Source organism: Solwaraspora sp. WMMD406 (assembly GCF_029626025.1).
Taxonomy (GTDB): Bacteria; Actinomycetota; Actinomycetes; order Mycobacteriales; family Micromonosporaceae; genus Micromonospora_E.
The window spans coordinates 1,168,077-1,194,634 of the sequence record NZ_JARUBF010000001.1 but is presented as its reverse complement, the minus strand read 5'-3'; the positions used below and the strand labels follow the sequence as shown (position 1 = coordinate 1,194,634).

The 26,558-nt window shown below is 68.4% G+C and carries 26 protein-coding genes and 2 pseudogenes; 4 read left to right on the top strand and 24 right to left on the bottom strand.

What is annotated here, in order from left to right:
• Positions 1 to 27 precede the first annotated feature (27 nt).
• Positions 28 to 1,908, bottom strand: coding sequence for a glycosyltransferase (locus tag O7632_RS05365; protein WP_278111909.1), 1,881 nt, complete (start codon positions 1,906 to 1,908; stop codon positions 28 to 30).
• 121 nt (positions 1,909 to 2,029) lie between these two features.
• Here O7632_RS05365 and O7632_RS05360 point away from each other — a divergent pair, with 121 nt between their 5' ends.
• From O7632_RS05360 to O7632_RS05345, 4 genes are all read left to right on the top strand, one after another.
• Entirely contained in the window at positions 2,030 to 3,520 is a 1,491-nt protein-coding gene (locus O7632_RS05360) for a hypothetical protein (RefSeq protein WP_278111908.1), read from the top strand.
• A 191-nt stretch (positions 3,521 to 3,711) separates the two neighbouring features.
• Complete coding sequence (locus O7632_RS05355; RefSeq protein ID WP_278111906.1) at positions 3,712 to 4,596, top strand: MEDS domain-containing protein; 885 nt, start codon at positions 3,712 to 3,714, stop codon at positions 4,594 to 4,596.
• Entirely contained in the window at positions 4,593 to 5,564 is a 972-nt protein-coding gene (locus tag O7632_RS05350; protein WP_278111905.1) for a sensor histidine kinase, read from the top strand. The genes O7632_RS05355 and O7632_RS05350 overlap by 4 nt, the downstream gene beginning before the upstream one ends.
• A 184-nt stretch (positions 5,565 to 5,748) precedes the next feature.
• The gene (locus O7632_RS05345) at positions 5,749 to 7,608 is read left to right on the top strand and encodes a S8 family serine peptidase (protein ID WP_278111904.1); all 1,860 of its coding nucleotides are present in this window, start codon (positions 5,749 to 5,751) and stop codon (positions 7,606 to 7,608) included.
• Positions 7,609 to 7,735: 127 nt separating this feature from the next.
• On the opposite strand, the gene O7632_RS05340 is transcribed toward O7632_RS05345, so the two are convergent.
• The 23 genes and pseudogenes from O7632_RS05340 to O7632_RS05230 all read right to left on the bottom strand — a co-directional run bounded on the left by O7632_RS05340 (position 7,736) and on the right by O7632_RS05230 (position 26,479).
• Entirely contained in the window at positions 7,736 to 8,719 is a 984-nt protein-coding gene (locus tag O7632_RS05340) for an alpha/beta fold hydrolase (RefSeq protein WP_278111902.1), read from the bottom strand.
• Between the two features lie 153 nt (positions 8,720 to 8,872).
• The gene (gene metK, locus O7632_RS05335) at positions 8,873 to 10,117 is read right to left on the bottom strand and encodes a methionine adenosyltransferase (protein WP_278111900.1); all 1,245 of its coding nucleotides are present in this window, start codon (positions 10,115 to 10,117) and stop codon (positions 8,873 to 8,875) included.
• Entirely contained in the window at positions 10,114 to 11,205 is a 1,092-nt protein-coding gene (locus tag O7632_RS05330) for a methyltransferase (protein ID WP_278111899.1), read from the bottom strand. The genes metK and O7632_RS05330 overlap by 4 nt, the downstream gene beginning before the upstream one ends.
• 203 nt (positions 11,206 to 11,408) lie before the next feature.
• On the bottom strand, positions 11,409 to 11,738 hold the full coding sequence (locus O7632_RS05325; RefSeq protein ID WP_278111897.1) for a TcmI family type II polyketide cyclase: 330 nt from the start codon (positions 11,736 to 11,738) through the stop codon (positions 11,409 to 11,411).
• Between the two features lie 43 nt (positions 11,739 to 11,781).
• Positions 11,782 to 12,912: an acyl-CoA dehydrogenase family protein gene (locus tag O7632_RS05320; RefSeq protein ID WP_278111896.1), complete on the bottom strand. Its 1,131-nt coding sequence runs from the start codon at positions 12,910 to 12,912 to the stop codon at positions 11,782 to 11,784.
• 46 nt (positions 12,913 to 12,958) lie between these two features.
• Positions 12,959 to 14,164, bottom strand: a complete 1,206-nt coding sequence (locus O7632_RS05315) for an acyl-CoA dehydrogenase family protein (RefSeq protein WP_278111895.1) — start codon at positions 14,162 to 14,164, stop codon at positions 12,959 to 12,961.
• Positions 14,161 to 14,640: pseudogene (locus tag O7632_RS05310) on the bottom strand (SRPBCC family protein); the annotation flags it as partial. The gene O7632_RS05315 and the pseudogene O7632_RS05310, both read right to left, overlap by 4 nt.
• A complete protein-coding gene (locus tag O7632_RS05305; protein ID WP_278111890.1) occupies positions 14,640 to 14,906 on the bottom strand; it encodes an acyl carrier protein in 267 nt (88 codons plus the stop codon). The pseudogene O7632_RS05310 and the gene O7632_RS05305, both read right to left, overlap by 1 nt.
• A gap of 164 nt (positions 14,907 to 15,070) precedes the next feature.
• Positions 15,071 to 16,300: a beta-ketoacyl synthase N-terminal-like domain-containing protein gene (locus O7632_RS05300; RefSeq protein WP_278111888.1), complete on the bottom strand. Its 1,230-nt coding sequence runs from the start codon at positions 16,298 to 16,300 to the stop codon at positions 15,071 to 15,073.
• Positions 16,297 to 17,556 carry a beta-ketoacyl-[acyl-carrier-protein] synthase family protein gene (locus O7632_RS05295; protein ID WP_278111887.1) on the bottom strand — a complete coding sequence of 420 codons (1,260 nt, stop codon included), beginning with the start codon at positions 17,554 to 17,556 and terminating at the stop codon, positions 16,297 to 16,299. Before O7632_RS05295 ends, O7632_RS05300 begins: the two co-directional genes overlap by 4 nt.
• Positions 17,553 to 17,948 (bottom strand): cupin domain-containing protein, encoded by a 396-nt coding sequence (locus tag O7632_RS05290; protein WP_278111885.1) that lies wholly within the window; start codon positions 17,946 to 17,948, stop codon positions 17,553 to 17,555. Before O7632_RS05290 ends, O7632_RS05295 begins: the two co-directional genes overlap by 4 nt.
• Before the next feature lie 42 nt (positions 17,949 to 17,990).
• On the bottom strand, positions 17,991 to 18,974 hold the full coding sequence (locus tag O7632_RS05285; protein ID WP_278111883.1) for an amidohydrolase family protein: 984 nt from the start codon (positions 18,972 to 18,974) through the stop codon (positions 17,991 to 17,993).
• Positions 18,971 to 19,849, bottom strand: a complete 879-nt coding sequence (locus tag O7632_RS05280) for an NAD(P)-dependent oxidoreductase (RefSeq protein WP_278111881.1) — start codon at positions 19,847 to 19,849, stop codon at positions 18,971 to 18,973. The genes O7632_RS05285 and O7632_RS05280 overlap by 4 nt, the downstream gene beginning before the upstream one ends.
• Complete coding sequence (locus tag O7632_RS05275; protein WP_278111879.1) at positions 19,846 to 20,115, bottom strand: SchA/CurD-like domain-containing protein; 270 nt, start codon at positions 20,113 to 20,115, stop codon at positions 19,846 to 19,848. The genes O7632_RS05280 and O7632_RS05275 overlap by 4 nt, the downstream gene beginning before the upstream one ends.
• On the bottom strand, positions 20,109 to 20,360 hold the full coding sequence (locus O7632_RS05270; RefSeq protein ID WP_278111878.1) for a hypothetical protein: 252 nt from the start codon (positions 20,358 to 20,360) through the stop codon (positions 20,109 to 20,111). The genes O7632_RS05275 and O7632_RS05270 overlap by 7 nt, the downstream gene beginning before the upstream one ends.
• Positions 20,361 to 20,374: 14 nt before the next feature.
• Positions 20,375 to 21,778 (bottom strand): IS66 family transposase, encoded by a 1,404-nt coding sequence (locus O7632_RS05265; protein ID WP_278110308.1) that lies wholly within the window; start codon positions 21,776 to 21,778, stop codon positions 20,375 to 20,377.
• Positions 21,779 to 21,823: 45 nt separating this feature from the next.
• The gene (locus tag O7632_RS05260) at positions 21,824 to 22,105 is read right to left on the bottom strand and encodes a SchA/CurD-like domain-containing protein (protein ID WP_278111876.1); all 282 of its coding nucleotides are present in this window, start codon (positions 22,103 to 22,105) and stop codon (positions 21,824 to 21,826) included.
• Positions 22,105 to 23,316 carry an FAD-dependent monooxygenase gene (locus O7632_RS05255; protein ID WP_278111875.1) on the bottom strand — a complete coding sequence of 404 codons (1,212 nt, stop codon included), beginning with the start codon at positions 23,314 to 23,316 and terminating at the stop codon, positions 22,105 to 22,107. Before O7632_RS05255 ends, O7632_RS05260 begins: the two co-directional genes overlap by 1 nt.
• Positions 23,313 to 23,657, bottom strand: coding sequence for an antibiotic biosynthesis monooxygenase family protein (locus tag O7632_RS05250; RefSeq protein WP_278111873.1), 345 nt, complete (start codon positions 23,655 to 23,657; stop codon positions 23,313 to 23,315). Before O7632_RS05250 ends, O7632_RS05255 begins: the two co-directional genes overlap by 4 nt.
• Positions 23,654 to 24,433, bottom strand: coding sequence for a Gfo/Idh/MocA family oxidoreductase (locus O7632_RS05245; RefSeq protein WP_347403622.1), 780 nt, complete (start codon positions 24,431 to 24,433; stop codon positions 23,654 to 23,656). Before O7632_RS05245 ends, O7632_RS05250 begins: the two co-directional genes overlap by 4 nt.
• Positions 24,416 to 24,775 (bottom strand): annotated as a pseudogene (locus O7632_RS05240) (Gfo/Idh/MocA family oxidoreductase); the annotation flags it as partial. The pseudogene O7632_RS05240 and the gene O7632_RS05245, both read right to left, overlap by 18 nt.
• Before the next feature lie 36 nt (positions 24,776 to 24,811).
• Positions 24,812 to 25,462: a flavodoxin family protein gene (locus O7632_RS05235; protein ID WP_278111872.1), complete on the bottom strand. Its 651-nt coding sequence runs from the start codon at positions 25,460 to 25,462 to the stop codon at positions 24,812 to 24,814.
• A 237-nt stretch (positions 25,463 to 25,699) separates the two neighbouring features.
• Entirely contained in the window at positions 25,700 to 26,479 is a 780-nt protein-coding gene (locus O7632_RS05230) for an SDR family NAD(P)-dependent oxidoreductase (RefSeq protein WP_278111870.1), read from the bottom strand.
• Positions 26,480 to 26,558 lie beyond the last annotated feature (79 nt).

The following is a 26,558-nucleotide window of genomic DNA, read 5'->3' as shown; positions in this document are numbered from 1 at the left end:
ATCCGATTACCGCCCAGCGTGCGAGCGTTACCCGACGGTCACCTCGGTGCCGAACTCGCGGTGCCGGGGCACCCGGTCCCACTGCTGACCTGCCCGGCGCAGGAAATAGTCCAACCCGGCGTCCCAGGTGTGCCCGCTCGACCGACGCTCGTAGAGGTACCCCAGCGGATGGGTTCGGTAGATCAGGCCGCCGGACCGCAGCACCCGGTCCATCAGGCCGCGATCCACCGACCGGGGCACCGGCCGCCAGCCGCCGACCGCCTCCAGATCCCCCCGGGCCAGCAACATCGTGCCACCGGCCACCGGTGCGCCGTACGCCTCCGGCGGCACCGCCGCCCGGCGCACCGTCACGCCGAGGGTCTGCAGCACCACGAACTCGGCCGCCTTGCCCACCAGCGTGGCCCCGGAGTACTCCCGGGCCAGCACCAGATCCCAGACGTGCTCCGGGCCGTACACGTCGTCGTCGTCGACCTTGGTGATCAGGCTGCCCCGGGCCCGCGCCGTCGCCGCGCCCATCACCTCACCGAAGCTCAACCCCGCAGGCGCGGTGAACACCTGGATCGGCCGACCACAGTCCACCAATCGGGACCGCAGGTCAGCGGCCAACTCGATGCCGTGCAGGCACAGCACGATCTCCAACTCGGGGTACGTCTGCCGGGCCAGATGACCGACCACGTCGGGCAGGTACTCCGGACGTCGGGTGACCAGCACCGCGCTCACCGACGGCGGCGCGGCCAACGCCGGCAACGTACCCACCGTCACCGCACCCGACGCGAACGCCGCCGCGTGCCCACGCAGCGCCGCCGACCGCTGCCGGACACTGCGAATCTCCCACTCCAGGCCGTCGGCCGTGACCGCCGGCGGCTCGCTCGCCAGCACCCGCAGCAGCGGTTCGGCGAGCCGGTCCGCCACCGCCGGCGGCAACGTCGGCACCCGCAGCACCACCCCGGTCGCGGCGAGCTGGGCCAACAGGGTCGCGGTCGCCGCCGGATCACTCGCCGGCACCTCGCCGCACCACACGTTGCCGAACCCGCGTACGGCGGCCAACCGGGCCCCGTCGAGCGGAACCTGGTCCAGCCGCCCCGACACGACCGTCGGACCGTCAGGCTCGGCACCCGTGCGCAACCGCCAGCGCGGCACCGGCTCGCCCGGCGGGAAGTCCAGCCAGGCGATCGGCTCCTGCGGACCGTACCGCCGACCCCGGCCGATCGGGTTGGCCACCGCCGAGTCGATCAGCACGATCGGCTGCCGGTTGGTCACCCGCGCCCCGGTGTCGCCGGCGGTCACCGCGACACCGACCAGGTCGGCCGGTGCCGGCAGCGCCGCCGCGTCGGCGGCCAGCACCACGTCGTACGCCCGGATCTCCGGGTTGGCCACCAGCGGGCCGGCGCCCACGGTGTGATTGGCGGCCGGCGGCAACCAGGCCGGCGCGGCCCCGAGACCGGTCACGTCCGCGCTCGCCGGACGAGGCAACGGTCGCACCGGGGCGAGCACCGCGAGCGCCGCACCGAGCAGGTCGTACAGCGGGACCGCCCGGCCCACCTCGACCTCGACCCGGGCGACACCGGCTCGTGACGCACCCACCGGCAGCACGCCGCCGCGCCCCGGCAGCCGGATCCGGTGCCGACGCAGCTGGGGCAGCGGCCCGAGCCGACCGGACCAACCCGGAGCCGGCGGACTCCACCGGCGGACCCGCAGACGCAGCCGACGCGCCGGGGTGACGGCGGCCGGCTCGGCCAACAGGCGGCGCAGGGTGGCCACCGAGTCGGCGTCGACCTCCACCAACCGCACCGGGCCACCGCGACCCGGCAGCGGTTCGTGGGCGTGGGCGCGTCGACCGTCGACCCGGATCCGCCACCGCCACCGCCCGGCGAGGTCGACCACCGCCGGGCGGGACGCCCCGCTCACCGATTTCTCCGCCACGTTGCGCCACCCGCCCCGGCTCTGATCCGCACCCGATCGACACGCGACCCGCCCCGACCTGCGTCAGGCACGAGGTTACCGTCCGTCGTTCCGGTACGCTGCGTGCGTGTCCACGCCCGGCGCCGTTTCCTCCGCAGCACCGCCGCACAACGACTGGAGTGGCCTGGAACCGCCAGACCTCGGCGGTTGGACGCCCACCGCCACCGTCAGCGTGGTGCTGGTGGGCAACGGCGACCCGACCGACACCGCCCGCACCAGGGCCGCGCTCCGCCAGCAGCGCTACCCCGACGGGCTGGTGGAGGTCGTCAGCTGCGCCGGCGACCACACGTTCCCCGACGAGGTCGCCGAAGCCACCGGTGAGATCGTCCTGCGGATCCCGGCCGGGGCGATCCCCGCGCCCGGCTTCGTCGCGGCGCTCACCCGCTGGCAGCAGGCCAGCCCGGACGCGGTCAGCTTCGCCGTACCGATGGTGTGGTCGGGGACCCCCGCCGACCCGGACGTGATCGCGGCGCACGCCGCCGCCGACACGCTCGGTCAGATCTTCCCCGGTGCCGTCGCCCGGCCGGGACTCGTCGAGCGGCTCGCCGCGACCCATCAGCTGCGCACCGTCGACCACCTCGGCTTCCTCGTCACGGCCGACACCGGCTACGCCTTCCGCCGAGACCGCTACCAGGCCGGCGCCGACCCCTGTCAGGGCGCCGACGTCGAGGTCGCCTACCGGCTGGCGCAGGCCGGCGCGCTCTTCGTACCCGAATCGGCGGCCGTGCTGTGGATGCCCGCCGACACCGGTCCGGCGGCGACGCGACGCCGGGCCGCCGCCGAACTGACCGATCTGGTGCCCTACCCCCGGGAACGCCGCCACCGGCCGGGCCGGATCTGGCAGGTGCCGCTGGTCACCGCGATCGTCGCGGTGGACCAGCCGTACGAGGTCGTGCGGACCTGTGTGGATCATCTGCTCGCCAGCGACGAACGTGACCTGCACGTGGCCCTGGTCGGCGACTGGGACGCCAGCGGTTGGGGACGCGCCGACGGCGGCACCGACCTGCGGCTGCTGGCCACCGAGTACCGCTTCGAGCCCCGGGTCCGGATGGTGTCCGCCGCGCCGGCGAGCGCCTATCCCGCGCCGTACCTGCTGCGCGTGCCGGCCCGGTTGCGGGTCGGAGCCGGTACGGTCGGCGCGATGATCGCCGCCGCCGAGCGATGGCGGTGCGGGCTGCTGCGAGTGTTGCCGGCGGGAGCCGGTTCCGCCGCCCACGCGGTCGAGCTGTGGTCGACCGCGGCCCGCAGCCGGGCCCAACGTGCCGGCGTACCGGACGGCGCCCTGGCGGACGCGGTCGCGGCCAGCCACGGCCAGCGGTGGGAGACCGGCAGTGAGTTCGACGTCGCCGACGTGGTCGCGGCCGGGGCCGCGACCGGAGTGGGAGCCGGTGCCGCCGGTCTCGTCGGTGGTGCCGCGGCACCCGGCATACCCGGCCAGGGTGGACGCCAGGTTCGGCAGACCGTCGCTGTCGGCGGGGCGCGGTCGCTGGGCCGGGCCACCGTCTTCGTGGCCCGGCGCTACGCCCGGGACGTCCGCCGCAGACTCGTCCCGCGCTGACCTGCCGAGGGCCGGCCCGCCCGCGCTGACCGGCCGCAGACTCGTCCCGCCCTGACCTGCCGAGGGCCGGCCCGCCCGCGCTGACCGGTGCGCGGGACGCTCCGGTAGCAGCACCGAGCGCGCCCGGCTACCGTGAAGAGTCAGGCCGCCCGACCATCGGCGGCTCCACGGCTCGAAGGGATGTGTCCGTCGTGGCAGGCGTGGGAACCTTCGACCGGGTACGGCCCGGCGACCACGTCTGCTGGGCGTTCGACAGCGACGACCAGCAGGTCGCCGAGCTCGCCCGGTACATCCGTCTCGGATTGGCCCGTCGGGAGAAGGTTTGCTATTTCACCGCGAGCCGGTCACCCGAGGAGCTGAACATCGAGCTCGCCGAACAGGGCGTACCGGTGGAACCGGCCGTCGCGGCCGGGCAGCTCGTCATCACCTCGGTGGCCGACACATACCTCGCCGCCGGCGTGTTCGACCCGGAAGCGATGGTCGATGCCTGGGATGGCGAGCTGGCCGTCGCCCGGGCCGGTGGCTGGTCGGCGCTGCGCGCCATCGGCGACATGGCGTGGGCCGCGACGTGCGTCCCCGGCGGTGAACATCTCGCCTGGTACGAGGCGACGGTCAACAAGGTCTTCAGCGCTGGCTACGGCAGCGCGCTGTGCCTCTACGACCGCCGGATCTTCGGCAGCGACGACTTGCACCGCGTGTACTCCGCCCATCCCGCGACCGCCCAGGACGACTCCGGGGGTGACTGGCGGCCGCTGCTGCGCATCCGGCTGAACACGGATCCGGTCGAGCTGCGGCTGCGGGGCGAGGCCGACGCGTCCAACCGGGACGCCCTGGACGCCACTCTGCGTGACCTACGGCATCGCATGGACAGCGGCACCGACAATGACCATCGTGCCACCCTCGACCTCACCGGCCTCCGCTTCGCCGATGTCACCGCAGGACGGCTGTTGGCCGACTTCATCGGATCAGCTCCGGACCGGATACGCCTGGTGGGCTGCTCGCCGCAGGTGGCGCGGTTGTTGGATCTCGTCGCCGGCCGTTACCGGCCACAGGTCGCGTCGAAGGGTCACCCATGAGTACCGCCACTGACACGTTGGACCCCCTCGAACGGACCCGCCCGTTCGAGCACGTCGGGCTGCTGTATCACGACCGGTCGGAGTACGTCACCGCCGTCACCGGCTTCGCCAAGACCGCGCTGGCCGCCGGTACGCCGGTCCTGGTCGCCGTCCCGACCGGCAATCTCGAACCGCTTCGCGAGGTGCTCGGGGACGACTCCACGGTCACCTTCGTCGACATGTCCGCGGCCGGGCGCAACCCCGGCCGGATCATTCCCGGCGTGCTGCTCGCATTCGCGCAGCGCAACTCGGGACGGCCGGTCTGCATCGTCGGTGAGCCGATCTGGCCCGGTCGCAGTGCCGACGAGTACCCGGCCTGCGTCGCGCATGAAATCGCGCATGAAATCCTGATCAACCTGGTGTTCGCCAGCCGTCCGGCGGTCGTGCTCTGCCCGTACGACGCCCGCCGGCTCGACCCGGAGTCGGTGCTGGACGCGCACCGGTCCCATCCGATCATGATGATGCCGACCGGCGATCGCACGGCCAGCAGGGACTACCGCCGGCCCGAGAGCGCGCTGGCGGCGCTGAACCAGCCGCTGCCACCGCCCCCGCCCGACGCCGGCCGGATGCCGTTCGGCGACGTTCTCGCACTGGCCGAGATCCGCCGGTTCGTCTCGGTCGCCGCAGCCGCGGCCGGCCTGGACCAGGACCGGACCGACGATCTGGCGTTGGCGGTCAACGAACTGGCGACCAACAGCGTGCGGCATTCCGGTTCGGACGGTCAGGTGTACGTCTGGTCCGAACCGGACGCGATGATCTGCCAGGTCGAGGACACCGGTCACCTCGCCGACCCACTGGCCGGGCGGATCCCGCCCGGTCCGGATCAGCCGGGTGGCCGAGGTCTGCTGCTGGTCAACGACCTGTCCGATCTGGTCAGGATCTACACTCGACCCGGTCGGACCACCATCCGGGTGTACGTCTACCGCTGACCACGGCTACCTCTGCCGGCTCGGCCGCTTGTCGCATCCGCCGGTTCCATCGCACCGGTGGTATGGGAAAGACGACATGTCTCTTTCAGTATCAACTCAGACTACTCTCAGCTAGATCGGCACTTACTGATCCACTGTCACCGTCAGTGGACGGCCATCTGCCGATGGGATGGGAGGACGGGAGATGAATCTCCCTCGTAAGGTCATCATCGTCGGCGCCACCGCGCTGGCCATGGTGGCGGCAGCCGCCGTACCGGCCATCGCGGCCGAGCCGGAAGGTACGATCCTGCACGCCGGTGGAGCCACCGCCATACCGGACAGCTACATCGTGGTGTTCAACAAGAACACGGTCAGCCGGGACCAGGTCGCCGCCACGGCCCGCACCCTGGCCAGCCGGCAGGGACGTACGGTTGCCCGCACCTACACCGCAGCGCTACGTGGCTTCGAGATCACGGCCACCGCACGACAGGCGGCCCGGATCGCTGCCCACCCCGCCGTCGAATACGTCGAGCAGAACCACACGGTGCACATCGCCGACACCCAGCCGAACCCGCCGTCGTGGGGGCTGGACCGGATCGACCAGCGCAACCTGCCGCTGGACAACTCGTACACCTACCCGAACACGGCGTCGAACGTGCACTCGTACATCATCGACACCGGCATCCGGTTCAGCCACAGCGACTTCGGCGGCAGGGCGGTCAGCGGCTTCGACGCCGTCGACGGCGGATCGGCCGACGACTGCAACGGCCACGGTACGCACGTCGCCGGCACCGTCGGCGGCACCGCGTACGGCGTCGCCAAGGGCACGACCCTGGTCGGCGTACGGGTGCTCAACTGCTCCGGCAGCGGCACCACCGCCGGCGTCATCGCCGGCGTCGACTGGGTGACCGCCAACGCCGTACTGCCGGCCGTGGCCAACATGAGCCTCGGCGGCGGCGCCAACACCTCGCTGGACACCGCGGTCCGCAACTCGATCGCCGCTGGCGTCACCTACAGCCTGGCGGCGGGCAACAGCTCCGCGAACGCCTGCAACACCTCCCCGGCGCGGGTCACCGAAGCCATCACCGTCGGCTCGACCACCAACACCGACGCCCGGTCCAGCTTCTCCAACTTCGGCACCTGCCTGGACGTCTTCGCGCCCGGGTCGTCGATCACCTCGGCCTGGCACACCGGCGACAGCGCGACCAACACCATCAGCGGCACCTCGATGGCCGCCCCGCACGTCGCCGGCGCCGCGGCTCTGGTCGCCTCGGTCAACCCGAGCTGGTCGCCGCAGCAGGTCCGCGACTACCTGTACGACAACGCCACGGTGGGCGCGGTCGGCAACCCGGGCTCCGGCTCGCCCAACCGTCTGCTGTACGTGGTCAACGACGGCACTCCGCCGACGAACGACTTCTCGGTGTCGGTCTCCCCGACGTCGGGCTCGACGGCGCCGGGCGGCTCGGTCTCGGCCACGGTCGCGACCAGCACCACCTCCGGTTCGGCCCAGTCGGTCGCGCTGACCGCGAGCGGGCTGCCCAGCGGGGCGACCGCCAGCTTCAGCCCGGCCACCGTCACCTCCGGCGGCAGCTCGGCGCTGACCATCGCCACCTCGGCGGGCACCTCACCGGGGACCTACCCGATCACGATCACCGGCACCGGCACGTCGGCCACCCGTACGGCGAGCTTCACCCTGACCGTGACCGGACCGGGCGGCGGCTGCACCGGCACCAACGGCTCCGACGTCGCCATCCCCGACACCGGCGCCTGGGTGAGCAGCAGCATCGTGATCAGCGGCTGTGCCAGCACCCCGTCGACGTCGTCGACGGTGGACGTCAACATCCAGCACACCTACCGGGGTGACCTGATCGTCGACCTGATCGCCCCCGACGGGTCGTCCTACCGGTTGAAGAGCTGGGCGTTCTTCGACGGGGCGGACAACGTGATCGAGACGTACACGGTGAACCTCTCCTCGGAGACGGCCAACGGCACCTGGCAGCTGCGGGTCCGGGACGTCTTCAGCGGAGACACCGGCTACATCAACACCTGGACGCTGGATCTGTAGCTCGTCCCTCGTCGGGGTGGTGGAGACCCCGGTGGGAACGTAACCATCTCCCGCTGTGGCCGGGGGTGTCGCGAACCACGCGCACCCCCGGCCCCGCTTTCGCGGCGGGTCCGACGACAGGCGCGGGTCACGTGAGCTTTCGCAGTGTCAGGCATTCCTCCAGAAAGGCCAGAGCCCGCAGATGATAGGAGCGGGCTGCCCAACCCAAGCTGATGTTGTGGCCTGCGTCGCGCAGGTGCTCGACAGCAACGCGTGGAGCCGCCCGGAACACCGCGATCAGCTCGGCCACTGTATCCGGATCGTGGCGCCACCAGGACTCGTGCTCAGCGAAGGTCAACCGTACGGGCACACGGACGTCTGGTGCCAGCTCATCAAAGTGAGCCGGCCAACGGCTGGCGTCCACGATGTCGAGTGGGGGCGTTGGTTCTACTGGAGCCCCGGCCGGGCAGAATGTGCTTGACGGATAGAGGCGCAAGGGTCCCCAGTTACATTCCCATCCGCCGCGCTGTTCGGCTGCTCCGCCACATCGCGCCATCTCCTGCCTATGCCCAATTCCAGACAGGTCTAGGCCTGCCAGGATTCCAGTGGCGTCGGAGGCGGCTGCGCCGATCGCCACTTTCCCCCCGAAGGAGTGTGCCAGGAGCAGCACCCCCGTACCGATTGCGAACCGCGAGGAAAATGCCTCCAGCGCCTGGCCCACGGCGGCGATCTGGTCGACCAGGCGCTGCCCCTGCGGCAGTTGTTTCGCCGACCGACCGTAGCCGGGGCGATCGAGGGAGAGTACGGTATAGCCGAGGCTCGGCCCAAGCCTCAATAGTGACAGATCAGGGCTGGACTGGGCGTCGAAATAGCCGGCATTCATTCCGACCCCGTGCAGTGCCACCACGGCGGCGCGCACTGGCTTGTTCTCGGGTTCGGCGAGCAGCCCGGACAACGGCAGACCTGCGAGATCCAGAATGATCCTTCGAACTCCTGGGGAGATGTCGGGTCTGGTCGCCATCAGCGGCCTCAATTTCCGCTCGATCCGATCAGGCAGGGGAAAGGGCCGATGACCCGGCTGTCCGCGAGGCGCGCGGCCCACCTCAGGCGGAAACAGGCTGGTCGCGAGCACGGTCCGTCTCGATGACCACGCCGGAGCCGCCCTGAGTCTAGATCCATCTGCCGACTCGGCCGAGGACCTGCCGCTCGGTCCAGCCCCCACGTTCCTGGAGCGGTACCGACTCGTATTCGTTGGCGCGATGGAACCAGTGACGCCATGCACATGTCAGGCTCCAGCGGCATCTCGCAGGGCTGCCACCCGATCGGTCTGCTCCCAGGTGAAACCCGGAAGTTGCCGCCCGAAATGGCCGTACGCGGCAGTCTGCGTGTAGATGGGCCGTAGCAGGTCGAGATCACGGATGATCGCAGCAGGACGCAGATCGAAGACCTCGCGGATTGCCTTTTCGATCCTGTGCACATCAACGTGGTGAGTGCCGAAGGTTTCGACAAAGAGACCGACGGGCTCAGCCTTTCCGATCGCATAGGCAACTTGGATTTCGCAGCGGGCGGCAAGGCCGGCGGCGACAACGTTCTTGGCGACCCAGCGTACCGCGTATGCTGCGGACCGATCCACCTTCGACGGGTCTTTGCCAGAGAACGCACCACCGCCGTGCCGGGCATAGCCACCATAGGTGTCCATGATGATTTTTCGTCCGGTCAATCCGGTGTCACCCATCGGGCCTCCGATCTCAAAACGGCCGGTGGGATTCACGAACAGACGGTATCCGTCGGTTTCCACCTTGAGGCCGTCGGTTCTGAGCGCCTCCAGTTCAGGTCCGACGACGAACTCGCGTATGTCAGGGACAAGAAGCGATTCCAGATCGATTCCTGCGGCGTGTTGCGTGGAAACCACGACGGTGTCCAGGCGAATCGGTCTATCTCCGTCGTACTCGATGGTGACTTGGGTCTTGCCATCAGGTCGCAGATACGGGACTGTCCCGTTCCGGCGCACATCTGCCAGCCGTCGAGAGAGGCGGTGTGCGAGGTGGATCGGCAGCGGCATGAACTCGGGCGTCTCATCGCACGCGTACCCGAACATCAGTCCCTGGTCCCCGGCGCCTTGGCGGCCCAGCTCGTCGGTCTCGCCGCCGGCGACCGCGCGGTCGACCCGTGCCTCGTACGCCGCGTCGACGCCCTGGGCGATGTCCGGCGACTGAGAGCTGATTGTCACTGTGACGCCGCACGACGCGCCATCGAAACCCTTGTGAGACGAATCATATCCGATGTCGACCACTTTGTTCCGCACGAGTTGCGCGATCGGTATGTTCGCCTTCGCCGAAACCTCGCCAGCCACCTGGACCATTCCGGTCGTGATGAGTGTCTCGATGGCTACACGGGACGTTGGATCTTGATCCAGTAATGCATCCAGGATAGTGTCGCTGATCTGATCGGCAATCTTGTCTGGATGGCCCTCGGTCACCGATTCCGAGGTGAAGAGCCGGAGCCCACCGCTTCCCTGTGCTCGTATCATGACATCTTCCTCTCCCCGGAATCGACCGGCATCGCCTGGATCAGGGCCTCTGCCCACGGCGAATCCGGGCCGAACTCGGGCATCCGCACGTCGGTCAGTCGAAAACCGGCGTGGTCCAGCAATACCGTCAACTCACTCAGGGTTCGTTCCTGCCCGCCCAGCACGACCAGCATCTGCAGGTCGGAGAACTTGCCCGGATGGAAACCGGCTGTATCGGGAATCACTTTGTCGATGAGAATGAGTCGAGAACCGGGCGACATCGCCCGATGCACCGTACGTAGGATTCGCAGAGCATCCTCGTCGTTCCAGTCGTGGATGACACGGGAGAGAATATAGCTGTCCCCACCATTGGGGACGGATTCGAAGAAACTCCCTCCCATGATCACCGCGCGGTCGAGCACGTGGTGGGCTGCGAACAATTCCGCCGCCTGCTCCACACCCGCAGGCGTATCCGACAAAATCCCGATCAGTTCCGGATTCCGCTGAAGAATATGGGCTAATAGGCCACCGGAACCTCCCCCGACATCCACCACAACCCGGTCCTCGGAGAAGTCGCAGCTATCGACCGCTTCGGTAGGTGCACCAGATTTTGCCATGGCATTGAAGGCGGTGCTGGCCTCCGCCTCCAGTGCCAGATAAGCGAAGTGAGACATCCCGTAGACGTGGTCGAAGGCCGCCTTTCCCGTCCGGACCGAGTGCATCACTTCGGCCCACGCACGGAAGCTCTCCTCGCCATTGACGATGATGAAGTGCCGCAGTCCTCGGGGGGCATCAGAACGCAGGGCAGCGCCCATCGCGGTCGTACTGAAGATCCGGTCAGGATGCTCATACAGGATGCCAAGCGCCGCGAGTGCCCGGCAGAACCGGTAGAGCGCACCCGGATGTGCCCCCACCTCCTCAGCGAGGTCGTCGCTGGACCGGGAACCCAGCCGGAGGGCGTCCGCAAGCCCGAGTTTCGCGGCTACGTACAGGCTCTGGAAGGCCCAAGGTGCGGTGGTGACGACCAGATTGTTGAGTGCGGTCACGTCTGGGACCAAGTCCGGTGCGGCCGACGCCGACAGATCGACGTGCCGTGTCGGGTTGCTCATTTCTCGCCTTCCTGTGCGCGGCTGGCAGGGACCAGAAGTACAGCTGGGACACGTCGTACCACCAACCCAGATGTCTCAGGCCCTGCGCGACGGCGCACCAAATCCGGTACGACTTAGAAGCATCCAGAGGCACACGGTATCCGTAGTCGAACGGGGCCCACCGCGAGTACCTTTCCAGCCCTCCGGCCTCCGGACGAGTGCGCTCAAGCATCACGTTCCCAGCGGTAGAATTCACGGGCCATGGCGTCTTTGGGCTCTCGCCATGTGGTCGGGTCGTACGCCGAAACGAACGGCCTCAGTTCGTCACTGATTCGCCGGAACTCCGGGTGCTTGCGGGATCGGGTGACAGCCGCCTCCACCGGCTCGTCGCCCTCCACCAAGTGCAGGTAGACCTCACCGAACTGGAAGAGACTGCGGGCGCGGACGCCGATGGTCTGGGGAAGGTTGGATGTCTGGTCCGATCGCCCGAAGATGTCCGCGATCTGGGGTGCTACGTCGGGCAGCATGCGGGCGACGATCAGGCTTCGATACATGTGTTTCTCCTGGCTGGGGGCGGTAGCGGTCGGCCCGGCGGGGTCAGACGAGGAAATCGGCGACGTCCTGGCCGAGCAGGACTGATCCGACTCGACGTTGCGTCTCGAGACCGAAGGCAATGTGCTGCGCGGCGGTCTGAACGTCCCGGAAATAGCGCTGAAGCGGTGCCCGGTTGTAGAGCTGACTCGCACCGCATGCCCGCATCGCCGAGTCGGCCACATCGAGGGCGACTCGCATGGCGTGCTGGACCGAACCGGTCAGCCGGGCCCGGGCCTGCCGGCTGGCGACACGGTGCTGGGTCTCCGCCCACACCTGGCTGACCGCTTCGTACACGAAGGCGCGGGCGGCGCCAACCGCCGTCTCGCAACGGGCGATCTCGGCTTGAACGATGGGGGTCTCGGCGAGCAGGGTCCGCTCGGTGTTTCGCTTGACGAGGACGATCTGGCGATACTCGTCCACGATGCGCTGGGCGGCACCAAGTGGAAAGCCGGCCATGGCGACGAGCAGGTAGCTCATGTACGGCAACCGATACAAGGGCGCGTCCACCCGGGCCGGGCCGTACGGGTCGAAGGTGAACCGGTGCGGAACGCGCACCCCGCTGAACTCGATATCGTGGCTGCCCGTGCCCCGCATTCCGGCCACCTGCCAGGTGTCGTCGACCGTCACTGCAGCTCGGGGCAGCAATGCGAAACGGGGTGGGCCCTCACCGCTGCGGTACCCGACCACCAGATAATCGGCGAGTTGGCAGCCGCTGGCGTACGGCCAACGGCCGGTCAACCGTACCGCCCCCGCCCCGGCGTCGACCGCGGTGCCCAGCGGTGCCATCGAGCCGGTGACCAACGGCACCGGGGCATTATGAAGGATCTCTGCGGCCGCGTTCGGGTCCAGCCAGGCCAGGTAGCCGGCACCCTGGCCGATCAGGACGGTCCACCCGGTGGCGGCGTCTCCGTGGCTCAGCACCTCCACGACTTTGACGATCGTCAGTGGATCGGCTTCCAAGCCGCCGAGCGATGCCGGCATCATCAGGCCGAACAGCCCGGCGGCGCGCAGCTCGGCGACCAGATCGGCCGGGACGGTCCGACCGGCCTCAACCTCCAACGCCCGGTTCGGCAGGGTCGCGGCCACGCGGGCTGCCTCTTCGATCGGGGAGCTTTCCAGTGTGGGGACGGACATGCTCTCTACCTCACTGTTCTCGTTGGCGCACTCGACGGGTGGCCTGTCACACACCGAAGAAGGCGGGCGCGGTCTGCAGTCCGAGACGAGCGTTGGCGATGCGCTTGCGGGAGTCGAAGGAAAAGGCCACGTGCTGGGATCCGGCGACCAGGTCGCGCAGGCAGCGCTGCAACGGGTTGGTGTCGTGGACGGCGGCCGTTCCGGCAAGCCGGAACAGCGCCTGCACCAGCTCCCGGCCGACGTCGTAGACATGGATGATGGCGGCGGCCAGCCGGGCCCGTCCCGCGTAGTCGACCTGTTCGCGAGCAAGCGTGTCGAGGAGCTCGTCCAACGTGCCCAGCAGGTGCCGACGAGCGGCGTCCAGGGCTGTTTCGTGCTTGAGCATCGTCACCTGGACGGCCGGGTCGGCCAGGTACGCCGTACCGTCGCTCGTCAGCCGGCGCCCAGCGAACTGGACCCGAGCCTCGTCGAGGGCACGACGGGCAACGCCGAGCGGAAACCCGGCCATCACCGTGAGCAGGAGGTTGTAGGCGGTGAGGCGGTACAGCGGATCGTCATACGTAGCCCGGGTGAAATAGGGCACAGACGTATGGGCCAGCGGCAGGTCGATGCCTTCGGCGACAATGTCATGGCTTCCAGTGCCCTGGAGCCCGGCGACGTGCCAGGTGTCATCGATCCTGGCCTGCTCGGCCGGAAAGTAGGCGACGCCCATGACCGGGGCCCCCCACTCGTTCGTCTTGGGCCTGCCGTTCTCCATGACGATGAAGCCGCCCATGAACCAGTGCGCATGCAGGCTGCCGCTACCGAAGGGCCACCGTCCGGTGAGGGTGTACCCCCCGCCGTCGGGCTTTGGCTCGGCCTGACCAAGCGGTGCTTGGCCGCCCGCGACGATCATCCGCGGATTCTCGGCCAGGATCCGCTGGGCTACCTCGGGTTCGAGCCAGGCGAGGAAGGCGTTGCCGATGTTTCCGATCAGCAGTGACCAGCCGGTCGCGCCATCGCCTCGGGACACCTCCTCGACGATTTCGACGATGGTGCGGGGCGCGGCTCCCGTGCCGCCCAACGCCTTTGGCATCGCCAGTCGAAACAGATCGTGCCTGGTAAAGTCCTCCACCAGGTCGGCGGGAAGGGTGCCGGATCGCTCGATGTCGAGCGAACGATGCGGCAGCCCAACTGATATCCGGCGCGCCGACTCCAGCAGCGTCCGGTCCGTCACTACTGCGGCCGGCGTGGTCGCGGTCCCGCGCGTCATGATCGTGTCTCCTTCGATTCGGTGAGGCGCTCCTGGACGCGTTCCTCGACGCGACGGCGAATCAGATCCATCTGCACGACGCTGTTGCGATTGATGTTGTCGGTCATCCATGCGTCATCTACCGGCGCTTCGGGCTTCATTGCGAAATCCTGCTTCCAGATCATCTGGACGCCGCCAGGAACTTCCGAGTAGGCCCAGCTGATATTCATGTAGGAGAAAGGACCGGTTTCGATGCGGTGCGCCTTGACGGTCCGCTTCTCAGGATCGGCAACACGTTCCGACACCCAGCTCCACACCTGACCTTGCTCGTCCGGATGCATGGTCAGCCGGAATACCACACGGTCGCCCTCTCGTTCCAAGATCTCGACGGACGCGTACTCACTGAACAACTGAGGCCAGTTCGCCACGTCGTTAGTCATTTCCCACACGAGATCGAGGGGTGCTGCGATGAAAACTGAATTGCTGGTACTTCCGCTCATGACTGGTCCGCCGATCGGAGTAGGGAGTTGGCGATCCCGAGGAGTTCAGCCGGAGACGCGCACTTCTCGGCCTCCGAGCCGAACCGGATACCGAACGTTTGCTCCAGTTCCGATAGAATGCCGAGCACGCCGAGCGAGTCAACCTCGATATCAGCAAAGGTGATCCGGCTGTCCCGCAACGCAGCCGCGTCAGTGCGGGCTCCAGCACATCGAGTGATCACGTCGGCCAGTTCCTCATGGCTGAGGACTGTCGGGATGGACATTCCTTTCTCTCCTTTCTGAGATCCCTCCACCCGAGAGAGATCACACCTCTGTTGATCGGACAATCACCGATCCGGACCGTCCACCGACGCAGAGTCGACAACGGTAGCGTGGTGAATAGTCAGCGAGGCCGCCGACCCGCTTGGCGGCCACGAACCAAAGCCGTTCAGGACCTCGGTACGGTACGCAGAATCAACGCCGAGTTTCCGCCCGAGATACCGCGGGCGAGCACGAGTACGGCACCCTTTTCGATAGGGCGGGGGGAACCGGTCACGAGGTCGATGTCCAGAACGGTTGCGGTGACGTAAGGGGTTGGCGGAACAACGCCGTCGCGCAGCGCGAGTGCCGCAAGCACGACATCCAGAGCGGCGGCACCCGCGTAAGCCCGGCCGAAACCGGTCTTGGGAACGGTCACCGGTGTTGAGTCGAGAGCAGCTCCGAATACCTGCCGCAAGGCTGCCACTTCAGCGCGGTCTGCCGCAGGGACAGCGAGTCCGTCAGCGAAGATCGCGCTAATGTCACGCGGCGAACATTCTGCGTCGTCTAGTGCGCCAAGGATGGCCCTGGCAAGTCCGTCGGCGCTCCGCCCGTGGCGCAGTACCCCGCTGTACGTCGTACCGTGGCCGGCGACGCGGACCAGTGGCTCGGCCGCCCGGGCCCGAGCTGCTCGCTCCTCCTCCAAGACAAGCATGGCACCGCCCTCTGCGGGGACAAACCCGCAGGCATGTGGGCTGAAGGGCAGGTAGGCGGCATCCGGATGGTGCGCCTCGCTGAGCATGCCATGGCCGTACTGGCAGGCCATGGAGAAGGGAGCGAACGGTGCCTCGGCCCCACCGGCGAGCATGGCGGTGGCACCGTAGCGGATGTCGCGGGCCGCGTGAGCGATCGCGTCCAGCCCGCCGGATTCGTCCGCCACCAGCACCCCACAGGGCCCTTTGAGGCCGTAGCGGATCGACAGTTGTCCCGTGCTCGCGGCATAGAACCAGGCAATGGACTGGTACGGGCCGACATGCCCAGGCCCTCTGCTCCAAAGTCGTTCGATTTCCCGTTGACCGAACTCCACTCCACCTGCGGCACTCGCGGTGACCGCGCCGAAGGAGTAGGGCGGGAGGGTCTCGGGCCGAAGTTGTGCCTGATCCAAGGCAAGACCGGCGGCTGCCAGCGCGAACTGGGTGAATCGATCGGTCTGTACTCTGATACGGGAATCGACCGCCTCGGCCGGGTCGTAGTCACGTACTTCGCCCGCGACCGACAGCGGGTACCCCTGGGTGGGATACCGGGTGAGCCGACCAAGAACCCCCCTGTTCTCCAGTGCCGAGCGCCAGAAGTCGTCGACCCCCACACCGGAGGGGGCGATCACCCCCATACCCGTGATGACGGATTGCCGCAGTGTCATCTATCCCTCGCCGTGGTGAGGACGACCGCGGACTGAAAGCCACCAAACCCGCTGCCGACCGACAGGACGTGTCGCAGGCGTGCCGCGCGTGCCTGGATCGGTACGTAGTCGAGATCGCAGTCAGGGTCTGGCACTTCAAGGTTGGCGGTCGGTGGAACGGTCTGATGGTCCATGGCCAGCACGCAGGCGGCGAGTTCGATGGAGCCGATGGCACCGAGCGAGTGTCCGACCATGGATTTGATGGAGCTGACGAGTGTCTCGTAGGCGTGCGCGCCGAGAGCTCGTTTGACCGCTGCGGTCTCGTGGCGGTCGTTCTGCTGGGTTCCGGAGCCGTGGGCGTTGACGTAGTCGACGTCGGAGGGGTCGATGCGGGCCTGATCGATCGCCTGGCTGATGGCTTCGGCCATCTCAAGTCCTTCTCGGGTCAAGCCGGTCATGTGGTACGCGTTGCCTCGGGTGGCGAAGCCACTGACCTGGCAGCGGGCCCGCGCCCCGCGCCGCGCCGCGTGGCCGGCCTCCTCGATGACCAGCACCGCCGCGCCTTCGCCCAGTACGAACCCGTCTCGAGTGCGGTCGAACGGGCGTGCCGCCCGGGCAGGGTCGTCGTTGCGAGTGGAGGTGGCCCGGATAGCGTCGAAGCAGGCAACGGTGATGGGTGAGATAGGAGAGTCCGCAGCACCGGCAATCACGACATCAGACGTACCTTCCTCGATGAGTCGCAGCCCGTAGCCAATCGCGTCGAGCCCGGAGGTGCAGCCGGTGGACACGGTGTGGACGGGGCCTCGGGCACCCACCACCTCGGCGACCTCCCCGGCGAGCGGCGCCGGGGAGAACACCCGGAACAGGTCACGGCTCACCTTGCGGTGATCGATCGTCCACGAGGCGCCTCGCCCACTGGCAACGACGTACTCGGCCTCCAGTTGGGTGGTGCCACCGACCGCGCTGCCCATCGACACTGCGGTACGCCAGGACTGCTCCTCGTTGACCGCCAGACCGGCATCGACGAGCGCCTCACGGGCGGCCGCCACACCGAACTGAACGTAGCGGTCCATCCGCGCGATCTGTTCCGGAGCCAGCATGGATTCCGCCTCGAAGTCACATTCGGCGGCGATCCGGGAGCGGAATCCGGCAGGATCGAACAGCGTGATACCACGGGTCGCGGTACGGCCGGCGGAAAGCAGGTCCCAGAACGCTTTGGTGCCCACGCCACCCGGGGCGATCACGCCCACCCCGGTGACGACCGCACGTCGAGTCACGACAGCACCTCTGTGTCGACATGGCCCAGTTCGGGCCGAGGCGCGAGCGGGCTGAGATGGAACACGATGCGCGCTTCCTCAGTTCCCGTGTTGCACACCCGATGGCGAACACCTATGGGTACGAGGAGCCCTTGCCCGCTCTGCGCGGTATGCGGATTACCGTCCAGGTCAACGTTTACCGTACCGGCGATCACATATAGAAACTCCTCCGAGTACGGATGGTAATGCTCCACCACGTACTCGCCAGGTTGCAAAATCGCCAACCCCATGAAACCCGATGTAGCACCGACCGTGCCAGGACTGAGTACGGTGCGCAGGTCACCTCCACGCTTACGGTTGGCGGGAACATCGTCGATACCGACGATCCTGATTACCGGCTTGCTAGTGGTCACAGAATGCTCCAAGCTGGCTGAGGGCTGGCGTACGGTCGGCAGTCACGCGCCAGTCGGAACGGCGTCCGGTAGGGCGGACTTGAACAAAACGCGAGCGTTCGTCTCACGTATGGCCTGCCGGTCGGTGTCTGAAATGTCGAGGTGCTCGACGAGCCGGAGCCCTTCGTCGACCGATGAGCCAGGCAGGGGCGGGGAATCACTGCCATAGAGGATCTTGTCCGGGCCGAAAACGCGTACCGCGAGCTCCACGGCAGCGGTACTCGGCGTTGCGGTATCCACCCAGATGCCATTGAGGTAGCTGCTGGGTGGTCTGGGCAGCGAGGGATTTGTCGACAAGGGCCGGCGGTCGGCACCGACCTGCCAATGCTCTGGCGACCACGCCCGGTCGAGTTTCTCGGTGAGTAGGGCGAGCGCGCCGCCCGCGCCCTGGCCGATGAGCCGCAGGCCCGGGTAGCGCTCCAGCCAACCGCCGAGAATGCAGCAGGCGAGGCCGATCGTGACATCAGCGAACCGGCCAAGCTGTTCGACGGTCATCAGGTCGGCGAGCCCGGTGCCGGCCGCCGGTGCGGCAGGGGCGTGCAGCAGGACCGGTACGTCGATCTCGGCCGCGAGGGCGAAGAAGTCGGCAGCTTCAGGCTGGTCGAGATACCGGTCCGCGACGCTGGAGTTGGCGATGAGCCCGACAAACTCGTCTTGCGCCAGCCGCTCCCGGACAGCCTCGAGGTGGGAGTCCCCGCCGAACGGGTTGGCGTAGACGTACGCCCGCAGGTGGCGCGGATAGCGGGCGACGAGCTCGCCGAGCCAGTCGTGGAATCGGGCCAGTTCCTCCTCCGTCTGCGCGTAGTTGTCCACACCGGGTAGCGGCACCATGGCTCCGGCTCCGACCGGGCTGCCGATGATGGTGAGGTCGACTCCGGCGGCGAGTTTCGTCTCGATCATCGTCTCGGCGTCGCCGAGCGACCGCGGCATGGGAAACCGCCGCATCGACTCCGGCGGGCTAAGGTGCCCGTGCACGTCGATGGTCATGGCCGCCCACCTTTCGCACCTCGCGAGGAAGCGACACGCGCGACGGCGGCGCAGTCGAGATCACCGTCGCCGTGTCGCACGGACTCCTGATGTGTCGCCAGTGCGGTCCGGACGAGGGGCAGCCGCAGGCCGCTCCGGTCGGCCTCGGCGGCGGCGAGGCCGAGATCCTTGGCCATGAGCCGGAGCCGAAAGTCCGGCTGCTCGTAGTGATCGACGGCCAGTCTGCGTGCCTTGAAGCCCATGACAGGGGTCGCGAACCCGCTGGCGGTGATGGCATCGAGGACGACACGACGATCGAGCCCGACTGACTCACCGAGTGCCGCGGCCTCGGCCATGGCCTGCACCTGAATCCCCATCAGTGAATTCATCAGCAGCTTGAGGCGCATACCGTCGCCAAGGCCGCCGACGTACAGGACCTGCTTGGCGATGATGTCGACGACGGGCCGGGCCCGTGCCAGGTCCTCTCGCCCGCCACCGACGTAGACGCGCAGTTCGCCGTTCCTCGCGTGGGTGCCGTTGCCGAGTAGGCCCAGATCGATGACGCTGGGCGTACGCCGACGCAGAACGCGCAACAGGTCGGGCGAGATCGTGCTCGCCGAGGCGAGGACACCGTCGGCAGGGCCGTCGGCAAGGACTCCGTCGGGACCGAGCAACACCTGCTCGGTGGCAGCACCATCGGCGAGGGAAACGAGGATGACGTCGGCATGGCGGGCGGCCTGCGCCGGCGTCCGCGCCACCGTCGCACCCAGTTCGGCGAGTGCCCGGGCGGGCCCGGCGGATCGGTTCCAGACCGTCAGCGGTACATCCCGATCGAGAAGACGGCGGGCGATACCGCCACCCATCACGCCCAAGCCGAGAACCGACACGCTGATCATCGCGGTCCTCCGATCCGCCGGTCCGTCAGCACCGGCACCGAAATCCGCTCGAGAAAGGCCCGAAAACCGCCGGCGTCCCGAAGGTTTTCGTCGGCCGTGACCAGCTCGGCCAACGTGTCCGCACCGCCCCCGCGTACGGCTGCCGCAGCCACCCGGTCCAACGCCTCGTCCGGATCACCGTGCACTTCAGCCAATCGCAGGACCAAATCACCGCGCCGGAAGACCGTGGTGCGGGCGAGCGTGGTCGGGCGGTCCGGGCTCAGCACCCGGGTGGCCGCCAGGAATTGGCGAGTTCACCTCCGCTTCCCACCCGCGCCGGATAGAGCAGGGCGACCCGGTTGCCCTGCCGGGCGGCGGGATCCGCAGGTAGCAACTGGTCGGGGGTGTGCCGGTCATCGACGATCGGAAGCAGCGCTCGGTCCAAGAAGGCGCTGATACCGTCTGGACAGGACAGGTCGCGGGGCTCGTCGAGGGTGACTGGATAGGTGCGTGGGACCTTGGAATACCGCAAGCGCGCGAGGTGGGTCAGGTGGTTGTGGGAATCCAGGGGCTGCCGGCGGCGGCTCGGGTGAGTGCGTCGAGCATGTTGATGCCGTGTCGGGTGGCGGTGGCGGTGTAGCTGCGGATCGCGGCGAAGTGTTCGGCTCCGGTCATGGTGCGCATACTGCCGGAGACCTTGATCCGGAGTTTCGGCATGCGGATGGTCCGCTCGGCCGGGTTGTTGTCGAACGGGACGGCCGGGTCGGTGAGGAACCGCAGGTAGTCGGCGCGTCGGTCCCGTAGCCGCACGAACAGGGCGTGGTACTTGCGGTGCAGCTTGTCGGTGCGGTCGGCGGTGGCCTCGGCGCCGAGTACGACGGCCGAGCGCAGCAGGTGGGTCTGTTCGGCGAGGTCGGCCGGGTCGGGTTCACCGCCGTCGGCGCGGGCCGTGACCGTCAGGTGGTTCAGTTGCCGCAGGGCCGCGGCGGCCTGGCCGGCGAGGTCGGCGACCTGTCCGGTGGCGGTGTCGACCACGTAGACCAGTTCCCGCAGCACGTGGGCGTTGCACAGGGCGTGGACCGCGTCGGTGTAGGTGTCGTACGGGGCCCACGCGTCGTGCACGGCGGTGCCGGTGAAGGCGGGCAGCACGCCGGCGTCGTCCATTCCGGCGGTGCCGCGCCGGCGGTGCACGGTGAGGAGCACGTCGGTGGGTGTGGAGGCGGAGTGCAGCCAGGCGAGGCGGCCGTCGACGCGCATGCCGGTCTCGTCGAAGTGCGCGACCGGGGCGTGTCGGACGCGGTCACGGATGACGGGGAGCACCGTGTCGATGACGCCGAGGGCGGTGCGGGTGACCCAGGCGGTGATGGTGGCCGCCGCGACGGGCAGGCCGAACAGGTCACGGATCGCGTCGGCGGTGCGGCCGATGGACAGGAACTGTCCGTGGAGCAGGTAGACGCCGATCGCGGCGATCCGTGGTCCGTAGACGGCGGGCGCGGTGGCCCCGACGGGTGTCGCGGCGGTGGTGTGGTGCCCGCACCGGCAGGCGACGGTGACGATCTGGTGCTCGGTCACCACGACCCGAGGCTGGGGGATGTCGAACACCTGCCGGCGGGTGACCGTCACCTCGGCCGGGTCGGTCAGGCCGCCTCCGCAGCCGCCACAGGTGTCCGGCACATGCCGGACGATCACGTCCGGATCCGCCACCTGGGACAGGGTGGTGCCCTCGCCGCCGGTGGGACGGCCCGGCCGGCGACCCGAACGGCCCCGCAGCGACTTCGGCGCCGGTTTGGCCAGCCCGTCGCTCGACGGCGGTTTCGACGAGTTGGCAGACGACTGCTTCAACCGGGCCTCAAGCTCAGCGATCCGCGTCAGCGCCTGCTCCAGCCGTGCTGCCAGCCCGGCGTTCAACGCCAGCAGCTCGTCATACGACGGCGGCGGATCGGCGGGCATGGCTGGTCAACCTACCAGCCTCCACAGCAGACAGCACCACCGGGATCAGGAACCTATCCAGTCACCGTCGAGGTAGCGATCAAGGGCTTCTTCGACCGCTTTGACCTGGGGCTGCTTCGCGATATGCAGCATTGCTTCGCCAATCGTGCCGTCGATGTCCATTACTCGGATCACTCTGTTGCCGGTCATGAACACCGATGTGCGGCGAAGCAGTGGGGGACCGCCTGGGCCACGTCCCGCGTCGGGACGTCCGTAACTGGACAGGACACGGGAGACCTCGGGCTCACATCCTGGTTTGATGGTGAAGGTGAGCGCGTACCGGTTCATCAGAAGCTCCTGGGTGGGGCGGTGGGCACCGGAAGGCCCATACGGCTGAGCCATTCGGCCTCGGTGGTGTCCTGGAAGCGACGGTCGCGGCTGGCGACCTGATCGGGATCCCGCTCGTGGTGCAGCCGTCCCAGGTGCCATGCGGCCTGCGCGACTCTGCTGGTCACCGGAAATCGCTGCTCTTCGAAGTTCCGTAGGCGTGCGGCCAGGTCGTGCGGATCGCCCAGCTGAGCGCTGCGCAACACGTCGGCCACCGCCACCGCGTCCAGGAGTGCCTGTCCGCCGCCCTGTCCGGTGGTGGGGACCATCGGGTGGGCGGCGTCGCCGATGAGCAGGGTGCGAGCGGTCGACCAGCCGGCGTCAGGAGGACGGTCGAAAATCGGGGTACGGATGACCTGCGCGGAAGTGGTCGCCTCGATCAGCTCGGCGGCCCGCATCGGTGCCTTGCGGAACGAGTCCGCGAGCCTGGCGTGGTCCCACGAACTGTGGACATGGGAGCCGGTCCGGCGAAGCAGTCCGGCGGTTTCCTGCTGCTCGTCACTGAGCGTCGCGACCCAGTAGGTCCGCCCTCCAGGCAGCGGCCACCACCCGAACGTAGCCCCGGCACCGATGACCTGCCGCGCGGTCGCAATGCCGGGAGTTTCGAGTCGCTCATCGCTGACCGCCCGCCACGCCGTGAAGTGGGCCGAGCGCGGCGGGGTATCGCCACGCATCTGACGCCGGACGGCCGAGCGCAGTCCGTCCGCGCCGACAAGGAGGTGACCGGGCTCGCGGGTGCCGTCTGCGAGTAGGACCTCGACCCCGGCGTCGGTCTCGTGAAATCCAGCCACGGCAGACCCATGACGCACCACGCCGTCCGGCAAGGCTCTGCGCAGAGCTTCGTGGAGGCAGGCGCGTGGCACAGTGATGCTCGGCGCCCCGAACGCCTCCGAGACCTTGGTCTGTGGCCAGCCTCCGATGTGTTCGCCGCTCCAGCTGAGCAGCTCCCAGCGCTGCACCTCGATGCCGCCGGCGATCACCTCGGCGTCAAGCCCCAACAAGCGCAGAGCGCGTACGGCAACCGGGTGCAGCCCCAGTGCCGATCCCCCGGTGTCGGCGTCGTCGGTCCGTTCATAAACGATCACCTCGAATCCGGCGGCGCGCAGGGCGATGGCGGTAGCGAGGCCCGCGATGCCGGCACCGGCGATGAGGACGCGGTTTCGACTCTTCATCGGGTTTCGGCCTTCTGACGGGTTTCCCTCCGCACCAGGAAACGAACCGAGCGACGGTTCGTGGTCTCCGCGACGAGCGGCATCGCCAGTTCGCGGTGCCCCTCGCCGGACTCCCAGGCGGCAAAGTCCTCGGCGCTGCGCCACTCGCTCGTGATCACCCATTCACGGGGATCGTCGACCGACTGGCACACCTGGTCCATGAGGTGGCCCGGCACATCCGCCACATCGGCGCAGATTCGGTCGTAGGCGGCGAGAAAGCGGGCCTGTGCCTCCGCTTCAACGGTCAGGAAAAACATCACTCGCAGGTGGTCGCTGGCGACCGTGGCGGCGGTCTCCTTCACACTTCCTCCCAGCGTCGGCTCAGGTGACTACGCTTGACGGCGTCGACGATGCGCGCCAGGTGCCAGCCGTCCTCGAGAGTCGGATGGTCTCCGGTGGCGCCGGTACGGACGGCAGCGAGGAATGCGGCGGTCAGCCGTTCCCACCGTTGAAGCCCCACTTCGCGGCGGGTGTTGGCTCCGGAGCCGGCTTGGCCGTCCACCGTCAGGGATTGCGCGGGACCGCCGGGCCTGCGCAACGTCAGCCCTTCCGATCCGCTCCAGGTCAGGGCACCCTCGTCGCCGAGGACGGTGACTTCCTCCTCTGCCGGGCCGGTGAGGTGGGTGGACTCCCAGAGCCGGGCCCGTACACCGCTGCCGAGTTCGGCGAGGATGTCGTAGCCGACATCGGCGGTGACCTCGGCCTGGGGCAGGGAGCTCAGGTCTCCACCACGGTTGTCGCGGGCCCAGGCGAAGGCATCGAGGGTGTTGTGGAACTCGGGGCCGATCGGCGCGGTGTGCACGTCGCGGGACAGCCGCCCACACAGCGCGGTGAACTCGGTGCCGAGGAGCCACCGCACCCGGTCGATGACGTGGGTGCCGTGCTGCATGAGCCCGCCACCGCCTGCCGACTCGTCGTAGATCCAGTTCATCGCCATCAGCGGCCCGCCGAGAGCGCAGGTGCTGTGGACCTCCCGGATCCGGCCGACGCATCCGTCCCGCAGAAGGTCGCGCATCCGGGCCAGCCCTGGATCACCGCGCCAGATGAAGCCCGTGGCGTGCTGAACTCCCTTCTTCACCACCGCTGTGAGCATTTCCTCGGCCTCAGCGGCCGTCATGGCCAATGGCTTGTCACACAGGACGTGGCAGCCGGCGTCTACCACCTCCAGAACCTGTGCTCGATGAGCCGGCGGCGGTGACGCGATGGACACCACGTCGGGCCGTGTCCGGCTCAGGAGTTCGTCGAGGCTGTCTGCGACGGCGGGGACCCCGAACCGGGCGGCCAGGGTCTCGGCCCGACTCCGGGTGCGACTGTAGATGCCGACCAGCTCGGCACCCGCTCGCCGGAAGCCTTCCAGGTGCAGGCCGCCGGCCCAGCCCGCGCCGACTACGGCAACTCGTGTTCTCGCGTTCATCGGAGCCTTTCGCCTGGTGAGGGAAGCAAAGCCTTGCTCGCGTCAGCCGGGAATCCGCGGCGGCGAGTGTTTCTGCGGTCGGGGAGGCGCATCGGCTGGCCAGAAGTCGCGTAGCTGCCGGATGCCGGCGAAGCCCTGCTGCCGGGTGATCCGCGTCAGCCGACCGCCGACGAAGCGTGCCGCCTCGATCTGTTCGGCCGTCAACACCCCCGAGGTGGGAGCGGTCAGCGACAGGCCGTAGGGGTTGCCACCGATCCTGCGCAGCACCGGATGGGTGTATCCGGTGGGGACGATCAACGAACCCCAATGGAACATGGTGTGGTAGAGCGCCAGCAGTGTGGCTTCCTGCCCTCCGTTGGGCAGCGAGGCGCTGGTGAATCCGGTGACCGGCTTGTCCGCCAGCTGCCCGTGCAGCGCCAGCGGGCTGGAGGTGTCCAGGAACGCCTTGAGCGGGGCCGCGATGTTGCCGAACCAACTGGGTGTCCCGATCAGCATGCCTTCGGCCCAGTCGAGATCGTCGAGCGTCGGCTCGATCGGTTCGTCGGCACCTGGAGTGATGGTCCCGCCTGTACCGCTCAGTGCTCGTATGCGAACCTCCGCCAGTTGCGCCGCCGCCCCTTCGGCCAGGTGCTCAGCAACCTGGGAGATCACTCCGCTCGAGCTGTAGTAGACGATGGCGATTCGGGGTGGCATGTTCCGCTGTCCTCTCTCCCCCGCCGGGACAGCTCAGCGCTTCCCTGTCGGGACACCTCTGCCGCCGATGACACGAGTAATCGTCCGGCGCGGCACCCTTCCGGGGCGTCAGTGCAGCACCCCGACAATCTCCGTCACGTACGGTCGCCACGCAGAAGCAAAGCGCAGGGTCTGGACACAAAAAACCACGGCCCCGTCCGATCGATTCGGACAGGGCCGTGGCCGGGACGGACCGCGTCAGGGTCCTACGTGCGGGGCGCGGGCGGCGGACGAACCGTCCCGGACGACTTCCCCGGTAAGGTTGCAATTGGCTCCCGAGCCGAGGAAGACGATGAGCTTGGCGACGTCGTCAGCGTCGGACAGACGGCGGGTCGGGGTGCCGGCAGCGAGCGCGTCGGTGATGACCTTGGGGATGGGTGGACGACTGTCCGTCAGGGTGAATCCCGGGGCCACCACGTTGACAAGGATCCCGTCGCGGCCGGCCTCCCAGGCAAGACTACGGGCGAGACCGTACAGTCCGGATTTGGCCGTTCCGTACGGCCCAGGGCCAGGAACCCCCTCCTCGGCGACGCTCGAGGAGATGAGCACGATCCTCCCCCACCCGCGAGAGCGCATACCCGGCAGCACCGCGCGAACCTGAGCGGCGGCACCGATCAGATTGGCGCTGATCATGGCCTGCCACTCGTCGAGCGGAACGTGTTCGAAACGGATGCTCGGGTCCGGCGGGCCGTCTCCGCCCCAGCGAACGGCGTTGGCGACGAGCACGTCCACCCCGCCCCAGCGCTCGACGACCGTGTTGACAGCCACCTCGACGGTCGACAGATCCTCCAGGTCCAGCCGGACGGCGAACGCCTGGCCGCCGACGGCTTCGATCTCAGAAACGACCTTCTCGGCCCGTTCGGGGTTGTTGCGATAGGTGAGGGCGACCCGGGCGCCTTCCTGTCCGAAGGCGCGGGCGGTCGCGGCACCGATACCAGTGGAAGCGCCGGTGACCAGGACCACGCGGTCCTTGAGCACAGTATCCATTGTGTGGGGATTTCCTCTCTCATGGCGTACAGGTACTTTGTGCGGCGGATCCGCCGCGTTCCGAAACCGG

Bases quoted from the DNA above. Each gene is read 5' to 3' on its own strand.
- O7632_RS05350 (WP_278111905.1), top strand. From the start codon at position 4,593: ATGAGTACCGCCACTGACACGTTGGACCCCCTCGAACGGACCCGCCCG.
- O7632_RS05345 (WP_278111904.1), top strand. From the start codon at position 5,749: ATGAATCTCCCTCGTAAGGTCATCATCGTCGGCGCCACCGCGCTGGCC.
- metK (WP_278111900.1), bottom strand. From the start codon at position 10,117: ATGATACGAGCACAGGGAAGCGGTGGGCTCCGGCTCTTCACCTCGGAA.
- O7632_RS05330 (WP_278111899.1), bottom strand. From the start codon at position 11,205: ATGAGCAACCCGACACGGCACGTCGATCTGTCGGCGTCGGCCGCACCG.
- O7632_RS05325 (WP_278111897.1), bottom strand. From the start codon at position 11,738: ATGTATCGAAGCCTGATCGTCGCCCGCATGCTGCCCGACGTAGCACCC.
- O7632_RS05320 (WP_278111896.1), bottom strand. From the start codon at position 12,912: ATGTCCGTCCCCACACTGGAAAGCTCCCCGATCGAAGAGGCAGCCCGC.
- O7632_RS05315 (WP_278111895.1), bottom strand. From the start codon at position 14,164: ATGACGCGCGGGACCGCGACCACGCCGGCCGCAGTAGTGACGGACCGG.
- O7632_RS05305 (WP_278111890.1), bottom strand. From the start codon at position 14,906: ATGTCCATCCCGACAGTCCTCAGCCATGAGGAACTGGCCGACGTGATC.
- O7632_RS05300 (WP_278111888.1), bottom strand. From the start codon at position 16,300: ATGACACTGCGGCAATCCGTCATCACGGGTATGGGGGTGATCGCCCCC.
- O7632_RS05285 (WP_278111883.1), bottom strand. From the start codon at position 18,974: ATGACCATCGACGTGCACGGGCACCTTAGCCCGCCGGAGTCGATGCGG.
- O7632_RS05280 (WP_278111881.1), bottom strand. From the start codon at position 19,849: ATGATCAGCGTGTCGGTTCTCGGCTTGGGCGTGATGGGTGGCGGTATC.
- O7632_RS05265 (WP_278110308.1), bottom strand. From the start codon at position 21,778: ATGCCCGCCGATCCGCCGCCGTCGTATGACGAGCTGCTGGCGTTGAAC.
- O7632_RS05260 (WP_278111876.1), bottom strand. From the start codon at position 22,105: ATGAACCGGTACGCGCTCACCTTCACCATCAAACCAGGATGTGAGCCC.
- O7632_RS05255 (WP_278111875.1), bottom strand. From the start codon at position 23,316: ATGAAGAGTCGAAACCGCGTCCTCATCGCCGGTGCCGGCATCGCGGGC.
- O7632_RS05235 (WP_278111872.1), bottom strand. From the start codon at position 25,462: ATGCCACCCCGAATCGCCATCGTCTACTACAGCTCGAGCGGAGTGATC.